The following is an 11,869-nucleotide window of genomic DNA, read 5'->3' as shown; positions in this document are numbered from 1 at the left end:
TATTAATATAAGATATTAGCTATCTGATAATATAAGTTCTTAGTAAACCATTAGTCTGAGCAAATAGGTTCATTCAGTAGGTAAAGTTATGCAAAAAGCGGTTTTAATCACCGGATGCTCGAGCGGAATTGGTTTGGTAGCGGCGCAGGATCTGCGTAACAGAGGCTATCGGGTTTTGGCTGCCTGTCGGAAACCTGAGGACGTAGAAAACATGTCCCAATTGGGGCTGGAAGGTATTGAGCTGGATCTGGATGACAGCACCAGCGTCGAGCGCGCCGCGGCACAGGTTATCGAGCTAACCGGCGGGCGACTGTACGGTTTATTCAACAACGGCGGCTATGGCTTATACGGCCCGCTAGACACCATTTCGCGCCAACAAATGGAACGGCAGTTTTCCACCAATCTATTTGGCACCCACCAACTCACCCAATTACTGCTGCCTGCCATGTTGCCCCACGGCGAAGGCCGGATTATTCAAACCAGTTCGGTGATGGGGTTGATTTCAACGCCGGGTCGGGGCGCTTACGCCGCCAGCAAATATGCGCTGGAAGCCTGGTCAGATGCCTTACGGATGGAGCTAAACGGCAGCGGGATTTTTGTCAGTTTGATTGAACCGGGGCCGATTAGCACTCATTTCACACAAAACGTTAATCAGACCCAGGCTGACAAACCAGTGAATAATCCGGGTATCGCCAAACGCTTCACCCTGCCACCTGAAGCGATTTTGCCCAAATTACGTCATGCATTAGAAGCGCCGCGGCCAAAGTTGCGCTATCCGGTCACACTGGTGGCACACGCTGTTACCGTGCTGCGTCGCATTTTACCGGGCCGCTTGCTGGATTGCGTCTTGCGGGGCAACGCCTGATAACCGATAAACCGCGATAGAGGGTTGAAGCCGGATATTCTGCCCCCATCTATCGCTAAAACGGATGAGAGAATAAAGTCATGCTAGCACCAACAGTTATCGATATTACCGAAGCTAACCTACATCAAACCCTGGAACAGTCCATGGCGCAGCCGGTTCTGTTCTATTTCTGGTCGGAACGTAGCCAGCACTGCCTGCAATTAACGCCGGTTTTAGACAAATTAGCCGCCGAATACGCCGGTCAGTTCATTCTGGCCAAAGTAGATTGTGACGCTCAACAAATGGTTGCCTCACAATTCGGCCTGCGGTCTATTCCTGCGGTCTATCTGTTTAAAGACGGCCAGCCGGTTGACGGCTTCCAGGGACCTCAACCGGAAGAAGTTATCCGCGAACTGTTACAACGCGTATTACCTAAACCGGAAGAACTAAAAGCAGCAGAAGCGGCGCAGCTTATCGCCGATGGCAAAGCGCAAGAAGCCCTTCCGCTACTGAAAGATGCCTGGCAGCTTAGCCAATACAACGGCGAAATCGGCTTGCAGCTGGCTGAAGTACAAATTCAACTGAATCGTAGTGACGATGCGGAAGCGGTATTAGAAACTATCCCACTGCAAGATCGGGACACTCGCTATCAGGGCCTGATTGCACAGATAGAATTACTCAAGCAGGCGGCAGATACGCCGGAAATTCAGCAATTACAGCAACAGCTGGCCGAGCAGCCTGAAAACGTCGAGCTGGCGGTACAGCTAGCACTGCAACTGCATCAGGTTGGCCGTAACGAAGAAGCACTGGAACTGTTGATGAGCCATCTGAAAAAAGATCTGGCAGCAGCGAACGGCAACGCTCGCAAAACCTTGATGGATATTCTGGCCGCCCTTGGCACCGGCGATACTCTGGCCGGTAAATACCGCCGCCAGCTCTACTCTCTGCTGTACTAAGCCCATTTTAGCTACTCTGCGCGGGATCTTTCCCGCGCCCTTTCTTATTCACTTTTCAGGTTTTTTTCTGCTTTTTCGATAGCAGAATGATTCCTTACATGTATTTACCTCCCTTTAGTTAGTCTTTTAGCCTGTCGTCGCGTAATATTATGAAACAATATTCATTGACCGACAGGAAGTTAACTATGTTTACGGTTATCCCGATTATTATCGTCGTTGCGCTGGTTGTGGTGTTCTCCGCAATCAAAATTGTCCCACAGGGTTTCCAGTGGACGGTTGAGCGCTTTGGCCGCTATACCAAAACTCTGATGCCGGGCCTGAACATCGTCGTCCCGTTTATGGACCGCATTGGCCGTAAAATCAACATGATGGAACAAGTTCTGGATATTCCTTCACAGGAAATCATTTCCCGCGATAACGCCAACGTTGCCATTGATGCAGTCTGCTTTATTCAGGTTATTGACCCGGTCAAAGCGGCTTATGAGGTCAGCAACCTGGAACTGGCGATTGTTAACCTGACCATGACCAACTTCCGTACCGTGCTTGGCTCTATGGAATTGGATGAAATGCTGTCCCAGCGCGATAACATCAACAGCCGTTTACTCCATATTGTTGATGAAGCCACCAACCCTTGGGGCATCAAAATTACCCGTATTGAAATCCGCGATGTACGTCCGCCGACCGAACTAATTTCGGCCATGAACGCCCAGATGAAAGCCGAGCGAACCAAGCGTGCGGATATTTTGGAAGCCGAAGGCGTGCGTCAGGCAGCAATTCTGCGTGCAGAAGGTGAAAAACAATCTCAGATTCTGAAAGCCGAGGGGGAACGTCAATCCGCCTTCCTGCAAGCAGAAGCCCGTGAACGTGCCGCAGAAGCCGAAGCTCAGGCAACTAAAATGGTTTCTGAAGCTATCGCCGCCGGTGATATTCAGGCGATTAACTACTTTGTGGCGCAGAAATACACCGATGCGCTGCAACACATCGGCTCAGCCAACAACAGTAAAGTCGTGATGATGCCACTGGATGCCAGCAGCCTGATGGGCGCGATTGGCGGTATCGCTGAACTGATTGGCGAGAGCAAAACCAGCCGAGGTAAATAACCATGCTTAAACAGATTGCAGCAAACCCAAATTGGTTTTGGCTATCACTCGGCGGCTTGTTATTAGCCGCGGAAATGTTGGGTGCCAGCGGTTATCTGTTATGGAGTGGAATTGCCGCTGTACTGGTTGGCCTGTTGGTCTGGATGTTGCCGTTAAGCTGGGAATGGCAAGGCGTACTCTTTGCCGTTCTCACCGTCATCGCCGCCATTTTGTGGTGGTATTGGCTGAGTAAACGAGTCAAACCGCAGCCTGCCATGCTTAACCAGCGGGATCATCAAATGGTTGGCCTGCGGGCAACGCTGACGGAACCGACACTGGATGGCTATGGTCGGATGAAAGTCGGCGACAGCAGCTGGCGTATCCATAGTTCTGAAGAATTAAGCGTGGGCACGGAAGTCGAAGTGGTCTCCATTGAAGGTAACACCTTGAATGTCCGTGCAATAATACGCTAGTTTATCGCCCACGTTCGGTTTGCGACCGTGGGCTTCTTATCTCTATCCTTTCTCCTCGCGGTGACAACAACCCGCCAGATTATTGATAATCGGGCAATCCGCCCCCTCGTCGCCGGGGCATTCTGCCGCTAGCGCCAGTAAGCGTAAACGCATCTGATTCAAATCCTGAATATGCCGTTCTATTTCAGCCACTTTCTGTAACGTCGCGGCTTTGACGTCCGCACTATGGCGATCCGGATTATGGAACAGCGCCAATAATTCACGACATTCATCCAGAGTAAATCCCACCTGGCGCGCCTGTCGCAGCAAAGTCAATTCTTCAATATGACGGGCATCATAGCTGCGATAACCGTTATCGGTACGGATAGGCGGAGTTACAAGCTTTTTTTCTTCGTAAAAGCGAATCGCTTTGCTGGTCAAACCGGTCTTTTTGGCCACATCGCTGATATTCATATTTCTCCCTTGACCTTACCCTTGCTGGAAGGTTTAACCTCCATAAGTAGTTAAAATAGTCACGTCGGTCAAGAGAAATTAACCTTGTTGCCTGCCAGAAGATCGGCATCAAGGTAAAGGGCTTAATACCGACTAAACTTATCCCCGCAGTCAAAAGGATAAGTTTTTACTCTTTAAGGAGTTAATCATGTCACACACTACGCTGCTTGCTTTGCAGGGTTTAACCTGCATGAAATGTGCCGGACGGGTGCAAAAAGCGCTGGAAGACCGGCCTGACGTCGAACAGGCTCAGGTTAACGTTCACTATGCGAAAGTGGTCGGTGAGGCCGACATACAGGCACTGATCGAAACGGTAAAACAGGCAGGCTATCAGTCGGAGCCAGTACAACAACCGGACGTAGAGCTACAGCTTTCCGGCTTAACCTGTATGCACTGTGCGGCAACGACACGTCAAGCGCTGGAAGCCGTTCCGGGAGTCATCGCCGCCGATGTATCCACCTCCAACGCCAAAGTTTACGGTCGAGTCGACGCAAACGCACTGATTGCCGCCGTGGAAAATGCCGGTTATCAGGCCACGCTGGCGCAGGAAAACGCCGTCCCAAAAACTGAGCCGCTGGCACATGCTACGCAATCTGCGCCGGAATCTTTGGCAGCGGCCTCTTCTCTTCCGGCAACTGAAAATACTCCCGCAACCGCTCCGTCAGACGGCGACGATCCGGATAGCGTGCAGCTATTGTTAACCGGGATGAGCTGCGCCAGCTGCGTTTCTAAAGTACAAAAAGCGTTGCAAAGCGTGGATGGCGTGCAGATCGCGCGAGTGAATCTAGCTGAACGTAGCGCACTGGTGACCGGTTCTCCGGATAATAGCGCGCTGATCGCCGCAGTAGAAAAAGCGGGCTATGGCGCTGAGATTATCGAAGACGAAGCTAAACGGCGGGAACGCCAGCAGGAAATGTCTCAGGCCAATATGAAACGTTTCCAATGGCAGGCCGCGCTGGGGCTATTATTAGGTATTCCATTGATGGCATGGGGCTTATTCGGCGGCAGTATGACGCTCACGCCGGAAACCCAAACCCCGTGGCTGGTGATCGGTGTATTGACGCTGTTGGTCATGATCTTTGCCGGCGGACATTTCTATCGCAACGCTTGGGTCAGCCTGAAAAACGGCAGCGCCACTATGGATACGCTGGTGGCATTAGGCACCGGTGCCGCCTGGATTTACTCGATTACCGTCAATATCTGGCCCGATGTATTCCCGATGGAGGCCCGGCATCTTTATTACGAAGCCAGCGCCATGATTATCGGTTTAATCAATCTGGGACATGCGATGGAACAGCGCGCCAGACAACGTTCGTCCAATGCGTTGGAACGTTTGCTGGATCTGGCACCGCCAACCGCGCGGGTTGTGACTGAGGACGGTGAGAAACAAATCCCGCTGGCTGACGTACAGCTGGGAATGACCCTCCGTTTGACCACCGGTGACCGAGTTCCCGTTGACGGCGAAATTGTGCAGGGGGAAGTGTGGATGGACGAAGCCATGCTCACCGGCGAACCGATTCCGCAGCAGAAATCCGCTGGAGATAAAGTACACGCCGGAACCTCAGTGCAGGATGGATCGGTTCTGTTCCGCGCTAACGCCATTGGCAGCCAGACTACGCTGGCGCGGATTATCAAGCTAGTACGTCAGGCGCAAAGTAGTAAGCCGGAAATTGGCCAGTTAGCCGATAGAATCTCTGCAGTATTTGTTCCAACCGTCGTGGCTATCGCCTTGATTGCCGGTGTGATTTGGTACTTCTTCGGCCCTCAGCCCCAAATTGTATATACCTTGGTGGTGGCCACCACGGTGCTGATCATCGCTTGCCCTTGCGCGCTGGGATTAGCCACGCCGATGTCGATCATTTCTGGCGTTGGTCGTGCCGCTGAGTTTGGCGTACTGGTGCGAGATGCCGATGCGCTTCAGCAGGCCAGCGGCTTGAATACGTTGGTATTTGATAAAACCGGTACATTGACCGAAGGCCGTCCGCAGGTTGTCGCTATCCATACCTTTAACGGGATTACGGAACAACAGGCGCTTGGCTGGGCGGCTGCGCTGGAAACAGGCTCAAACCATCCGTTAGCGCAGGCAATTTTGCAACGTGCCAAAGGCCTGACTCTGCCTGCCACCAGCCAGTTCCGTACCCTGCGCGGTTTAGGCGTCAGCGGTGATGTTGAAGGAGCATCACTGCTATTAGGGAACAATGCACTACTGAAACAACAAGAGATTGATACCCTTGAGTTAAGCGACTTAATGCGGCAACAGGCGGAAACGGGTGCCACGCCGGTTATTCTGGCGGCCAATGGTCAAGTCGCGGCGCTGTTCTCCATCCGAGATCCGTTACGCAGCGATAGTGTCTCAGCATTGCAACGTCTGCATCAACAAGGCTACAAATTAGTGATGCTGACAGGTGATAACCCGATTACTGCTAATGCTATTGCCAAAGAGGCCGGTATTGATCAAGTGATTGCCGGAGTGCTGCCCGATGGCAAAGCCGATGCGATTAAGCAGTTACAGGCTGCAGGTAACAAAGTCGCGATGGTCGGAGATGGTATTAACGATGCGCCCGCGCTGGCTCAGGCCGATGTAGGTATTGCTATGGGCGGCGGCAGCGATATTGCGATAGAAACTGCGGCAATTACGCTTATGCGCCATAGTCTGCACGGCGTTGCCGATGCCGTAGAGCTATCCAAAGCCACATTACGCAATATGAAACAAAACCTGCTCGGCGCATTTTTCTATAACGCGCTGGGGATTCCAATCGCGGCAGGTATTTTGTATCCGTTCACCGGAACGTTGTTAAGCCCGGTGGTCGCGGGGGCTGCAATGGCGTTGTCCTCAATCACCGTCGTCAGTAATGCCAACCGTTTGTTACGTTTTAAACCTAAACAATAAACGAAGTCCTAACCCAGTGGCGCACAACCCTTTCTTGTGCGCCATTTAGCGTTTAGCATGGGAGAAATGCTAAATCAGGACGCACACCGGTATGGGTCAACTTTTACGTCAGCTAGCCACCTTTCTTGGCATCCTTTCTCCGCCGAGTTATCCGTATCCGGGTATCGATTTACAACTGCCCGGCTCACGTCACTTCCATCTGGTAGGGAGTATCCATATGGGAACCGAAGGCATGTTCCCGCTACCGGATATTCTGTTGGATCGCCTGATAAAAGCCGATGCGTTAATCGTTGAGGCCGATATTACCCAAGGTGGATCCCCTTTCGCTCACTATCCCGATGAGCTCCCGTTGGTCGACCGACTCTCTGAAACAGATTACCAACAGCTCGTTCAGCGCTGTGAAGAATTAAAAACCGACCCGTTCGCTCTGGCCACCCTTCCGGCCTGGCAAATCGCGCTGATGCTACAGGCGCGTCAGGCGCAAAATCTAGGGCTGCGCGGGGAATACGGTATTGATTACCAATTATTGAATGCAGCCAAAGCGCAGCGGAAAAATATTATCGAACTCGAAGGCTCGCAAATGCAGCTTTCCCTACTGGAAACCCTGCCTGACAGCGGAATGGGGCTGTTAAAAGATACTCTGGCTCACTGGCACACCAACGCCCGCATGTTACAAACCATGATCAGTTGGTGGTTAGAGCGACAACCCTGCGGTAGCCTGGCTAAACTGACAACGACTTTTAGCGATGATTTATATGAGCTATTAATGGTGCAACGTAACCAGCAATGGCAAAAACAACTGTCTGCCTTACCGGCGGGGCATTATCTGGTTGCTGTGGGCGCTTTACATTTATATGGCGACGGAAATTTACCGGCTTTAATGCAGCCAGCTCATGGATAAAAAAATGGCCAATATCGCTATTGGCCAGTCAAAGAGGAATTTTCATTGTTTTAGTTATTACGTAGCAAGCCGGCTTTCCTGACGGTCAACCAATTTGCCATATCAGGGTAGCAACCCGCGGATCCTATAAGCAACTGGGATTCATTATTATTGAGGAATACAATTTCATAATTTTGATTCTATTAAGTTAATTTTTTTCTTACTAAGCTGCATTAAGCGTAAGATACTAAAAAGATAAGGATTAGCTGCAACGATAGTCCTGTTATGATTAACTGGTATTATTTTTATAGTGGACGAAAATCATGACTCCTGCCGTCATTCTGCTGGAAAAGCAAAAAATCGCCTTTACTCTTCACCCTTACGAACACGACAGTGCAGAAACGAATTTTGGTGATGAAGCTGTCAGAAAATTAGGGCTAGATGCCCGGCAAGTTTATAAAACTCTGCTGGTTTGCCTGAATGGAGAAGCCAAAAACTTAGCCGTTGCCGTCACTCCGGTCGCCACTCAATTGGATTTAAAAAAAGTTGCCCGAGCCTTAGGAGCGAAAAAAGCAGATATGGCCGATCCACAGCTGGCGCAGCGAGTAACCGGTTATTTAGTCGGAGGAATTAGCCCGTTAGGACAGAAAAAACGTTTACCCACGGTCATCGACAGTCAGGCGCAGCAATATGCCACTATGTTCGTTTCCGGCGGCAAACGCGGGCTGGATATAGAGCTAGCTCCAGCAGATTTAGGCCAGTTGCTCAATGCGGTATTCGCGGATATAGCCAAACGGGATTAATCCTCGCTTCTCTCTGCCACAGAATGCCACTGAGCCAAAAATGGGGAATACGCATAGACGCATTAGCGCTACCCGTACTCCCCGTTCAGATAAAAAGTCCCTAAGGTATTTTCACCTCATCTCAACTCAACTCATTACTTGTAAACAATCTCACCCTTCGGCTCATAGGCCGCAGCATCTAGCGGAGAGTGTTTTTCAATATATTGCTTCAAGACTTCCGCATCGATGAAACCGGTATTAACGTAGCTTGGCAAAGTATCCACCTTCGGATAACCATCACCACCTAGCGCGTTGAAATTCAGCGTTGCAATGCGGTAGGTTTTATTCGCATCCAGCGGTTTACCTTGAATTTTAACATCACTGACACCTGTGCCATCGGCAACCAGGCTGACGTTGGCGAATTGAGCGTAGGCGCCTGAATCCACTTTTTTATTAGCGACGACGGCCAAATACTTCTCAACTTCACTGCCCTTCATATCCACATAAACCAGCGTATTACCGAATGGCTGCACTTTCAGCACATCTTTATAAGTAATATCGCCAGCATCGATAGAGTCACGTACGCCGCCGCCGCTCATCACGGCAAAATCAGCGCCAGCACGCTCCATTTGCGCCGCTAATAGCATCCGCGCCATATTAGTTTGCTGGAAGCGAACTTTGCTACGATCGCCCTCTAGCTTGCCATTAACGCTACCGACTTTAATTTCCAGCTGCGCTTTGCCTTTATCTTCAAACGGCGTGAGTAATTTCAGCATTGCCGGATTTTCAGCGATCTCTTCGGTATAGAAAACGCGCTCACTGGTACCGTCGGCTTTCTCTACTTTCTTCTTCAGATTAACCGGAATCAGCTGATAGTTAACCAACGTCAGCTCGCCGTTGCGGAATTTAAAATCTGCACGCCCGACGTATTTACCCCATTCATGCGCCTGAACGATCCAGGTTCCATTTTGACGATCGGGTGCGCAAGCCGTACCCGGAACGTAATCTACCTGCTTATGATTCTCGCTGGACATACAAACCGGATCCTGCGAATGTCCACCCACAATCATGTCCAGATAACCTGCAGGCAGGCTACGAGCCATTTCTACATCACCTGGCGCATTAGAACCGTGATTACCGTTGTCATAATGCCCCATATGGGTGGCTGCGATGATAATGTCCGGTTTTTCATCCTGACGCAGTTTTTCGACGACCTCTTTGGCTTCCACCGCCGGTACACGGAATTCAATATCAGTGAAATACTCAGGATTGCCAATTTTAGCCGTATCGTCAGTGGTTAACCCAATAACCGCAATTTTAATCCCTTGCTTATCAAACAGGGCATAAGGTTTAAATAAGCGCTGCTGGGTACTCTTCTGATAAATATTGGCAGAGAGCAGCGGGAAAGTGGCCCATTTTTCTTGCTGACGTAATACGCTAAGCGGGTTATCAAATTCATGGTTTCCGATCGCCATAGCATCGTATCCCACTAAATTCATACCGCGAAAATCGGGTTCCGCATCCTGTAAATCAGACTCAGGTACACCGGTATTAATATCTCCGCCGGAAAGCAACAATAGGCTGCCCCCTTCTGCTGCCACTTGTTGGCGAATATTATCCACCAAGGTTTTTTGCGCCGCCAGGCCATATTCACCGTGATCGTTTTGCCAGAAATGGCCGTGATGATCGTTAGTGTGCAGTAAAGTAATGTCGTAAGTTTTATCTTTTTCCCAAGCGCTGGCCCATCCGGGGGCAAAGGCCAATGTTACGGCCAACGCGCATGCTGTGGTATTTAATGAAAAACGCATGGCAAATCTCCATGTAATCGCCAAAAGCGGGTCGAGTAAAAGTCAGTCTGATGAATACAGATCGCGTAAGAGTTCAGGATTTCTGTGAGAATCAAGGTGATACCTCGATGCAGTTTGCATTGTAACTCGATTAGATACACCTGAATTTCACATTTTTGCGATATCCGTCAAATAATGTTGGATATAGTAAAAATCATACGATATGCATAATATGTATCCATTACCGCGCTACCTTTCGCAATAAAAACAATTAGGCTGATACTCATCATGACCGATCGCATCGTCCCTCCAACCTCCCAAAATAAGGGAAATGCCTTAAAGCGAACTTCGTTTTCTATTTTAGGGGCGATAAGCGTCTCTCATTTACTAAACGATATGATTCAATCGCTGATTTTAGCTATCTATCCTTTATTACAGGCAGAGTTCAGCCTGAGCTTCACTCAAATCGGCTTAATTACATTGACCTATCAGATGACTGCCTCAATGCTGCAACCGCTGATTGGCCTCTACACAGACAAACACCCACAGCCTTATTCTCTACCTATTGGTATGGGATTCACTCTTTCGGGCATCTTATTATTGGCCGCCGCGACTACTTTTCCGGTGGTGTTGCTGGCGGCGGCGCTGGTTGGTACCGGTTCCTCCGTGTTTCATCCTGAATCTTCCCGCGTGGCACGCATGGCGTCTGGCGGACGTCACGGGCTGGCGCAATCGCTGTTTCAGGTGGGAGGGAATTTTGGTAGTGCGTTAGGCCCATTACTGGCGGCGATGTTTATCGCGCCCTACGGCAAAGGGAATGTTGGCTGGTTCTCACTGGCGGCATTACTGGCCATTGTAGTGCTATTACAGGTCAGTAAATGGTATCAAATGCAAAATCGCGCGGTCGCCGGTAAGCCGATAAAAGCGGCACCGGTACAAACACTGCCTAAAAAGACCATAATTGCCACTTTAGCGATTCTGCTAGTACTGATTTTTTCCAAGTATTTCTACTTAACTAGTATAAGTAGCTACTACACCTTCTATCTAATCCATAAGTTTGGTGTTTCAGTACAAAATGCCCAAATACATCTGTTTATATTCTTATTTGCCGTAGCCGCAGGCACCATCATTGGCGGGCCCTTGGGGGACAGAGTCGGGAGAAAATACGTTATTTGGGGCTCCATCCTCGGTGTTGCACCATTTACCCTTATTTTACCCTACGTATCTCTGCAATGGATTGGCATTTTGACAGTGATCATTGGTGTCATACTGGCATCAGCGTTTTCTGCCATTCTGGTTTATGCCCAAGAGCTGATCCCTGGAAAGGTAGGCATGGTTTCCGGATTATTCTTCGGTTTAGCTTTCGGTATGGGCGGGTTAGGTGCGGCTGTACTTGGTTATGTTGCTGATTTAACCAGTATCGAGTTAGTTTACCAAATCTGCGCATTCCTGCCACTCCTTGGCATATTTACTGCCTTACTGCCTAATATTGAAGAAAAGTAGTCAGTATTACTAACTTAAGCCGGATGAGATAGCAGTATTATCTGGCTTAACTACCTATATCTATTAGGTCTAAATGAGATATCACTCATAAATAACCACCTTACGCAATTTACAGGCCAACCTTCAGTTTCATTGACAAAATATGAATTTTTATCGGGTAAAGTTCGCACAAATGCAATAAAC

Annotated in this window: 10 protein-coding genes; 8 read left to right on the top strand and 2 right to left on the bottom strand. The window is 49.6% G+C overall.

Translation table 11 applies throughout. From position 1 onward, the window contains the following. Nucleotides 1–88 precede the first annotated feature (88 nt). The 4 genes from PL78_RS00830 (at nucleotide 89) to PL78_RS00815 (ending at nucleotide 3,352) form a co-directional block, all read left to right on the top strand. Nucleotides 89–865 carry an SDR family oxidoreductase gene (locus PL78_RS00830; RefSeq protein ID WP_064512352.1) on the top strand — a complete coding sequence of 259 codons (777 nt, stop codon included), beginning with the start codon at nucleotides 89–91 and terminating at the stop codon, nucleotides 863–865. Nucleotides 866–945: 80 nt separating this feature from the next. Further along, the gene (locus PL78_RS00825; protein ID WP_064512350.1) at nucleotides 946–1,800 is read left to right on the top strand and encodes a co-chaperone YbbN; all 855 of its coding nucleotides are present in this window, start codon (nucleotides 946–948) and stop codon (nucleotides 1,798–1,800) included. A gap of 185 nt (nucleotides 1,801–1,985) precedes the next feature. Beyond that, nucleotides 1,986–2,900, top strand: a complete 915-nt coding sequence (locus PL78_RS00820; protein ID WP_064512348.1) for an SPFH domain-containing protein — start codon at nucleotides 1,986–1,988, stop codon at nucleotides 2,898–2,900. A gap of 2 nt (nucleotides 2,901–2,902) precedes the next feature. After that, nucleotides 2,903–3,352: an NfeD family protein gene (locus PL78_RS00815; RefSeq protein ID WP_064512346.1), complete on the top strand. Its 450-nt coding sequence runs from the start codon at nucleotides 2,903–2,905 to the stop codon at nucleotides 3,350–3,352. A gap of 42 nt (nucleotides 3,353–3,394) precedes the next feature. On the opposite strand, the gene cueR is transcribed toward PL78_RS00815, so the two are convergent. Beyond that, nucleotides 3,395–3,805, bottom strand: a complete 411-nt coding sequence (cueR, locus tag PL78_RS00810) for a Cu(I)-responsive transcriptional regulator (RefSeq protein WP_064512344.1) — start codon at nucleotides 3,803–3,805, stop codon at nucleotides 3,395–3,397. Nucleotides 3,806–3,992: 187 nt separating this feature from the next. Here cueR and copA point away from each other — a divergent pair, with 187 nt between their 5' ends. The 3 genes from copA to ybaK all read left to right on the top strand — a co-directional run bounded on the left by copA (nucleotide 3,993) and on the right by ybaK (nucleotide 8,417). Continuing rightward, nucleotides 3,993–6,734, top strand: a complete 2,742-nt coding sequence (gene copA / locus PL78_RS00805; protein WP_064512342.1) for a copper-exporting P-type ATPase CopA — start codon at nucleotides 3,993–3,995, stop codon at nucleotides 6,732–6,734. Between the two features lie 91 nt (nucleotides 6,735–6,825). Next, nucleotides 6,826–7,635 carry a TraB/GumN family protein gene (locus tag PL78_RS00800; protein WP_064512340.1) on the top strand — a complete coding sequence of 270 codons (810 nt, stop codon included), beginning with the start codon at nucleotides 6,826–6,828 and terminating at the stop codon, nucleotides 7,633–7,635. A gap of 302 nt (nucleotides 7,636–7,937) precedes the next feature. Further along, nucleotides 7,938–8,417 (top strand): Cys-tRNA(Pro)/Cys-tRNA(Cys) deacylase YbaK, encoded by a 480-nt coding sequence (gene ybaK / locus PL78_RS00795; RefSeq protein ID WP_064512339.1) that lies wholly within the window; start codon nucleotides 7,938–7,940, stop codon nucleotides 8,415–8,417. Nucleotides 8,418–8,551: 134 nt separating this feature from the next. On the opposite strand, the gene ushA is transcribed toward ybaK, so the two are convergent. Then, nucleotides 8,552–10,204 (bottom strand): bifunctional UDP-sugar hydrolase/5'-nucleotidase UshA, encoded by a 1,653-nt coding sequence (ushA, locus tag PL78_RS00790; protein ID WP_064512337.1) that lies wholly within the window; start codon nucleotides 10,202–10,204, stop codon nucleotides 8,552–8,554. 267 nt (nucleotides 10,205–10,471) lie between these two features. On the opposite strand from ushA, the gene PL78_RS00785 reads away from it, so the two are divergent. Next, nucleotides 10,472–11,686 carry an MFS transporter gene (locus PL78_RS00785; protein ID WP_064512336.1) on the top strand — a complete coding sequence of 405 codons (1,215 nt, stop codon included), beginning with the start codon at nucleotides 10,472–10,474 and terminating at the stop codon, nucleotides 11,684–11,686. Nucleotides 11,687–11,869 lie beyond the last annotated feature (183 nt).

This window comes from Yersinia entomophaga, assembly GCF_001656035.1.
Taxonomy (GTDB): Bacteria; Pseudomonadota; Gammaproteobacteria; order Enterobacterales; family Enterobacteriaceae; genus Yersinia; species Yersinia entomophaga.
The sequence above is the reverse complement of the archived record's forward strand: the minus strand, read 5'-3'. Positions and strand labels throughout refer to the sequence as shown.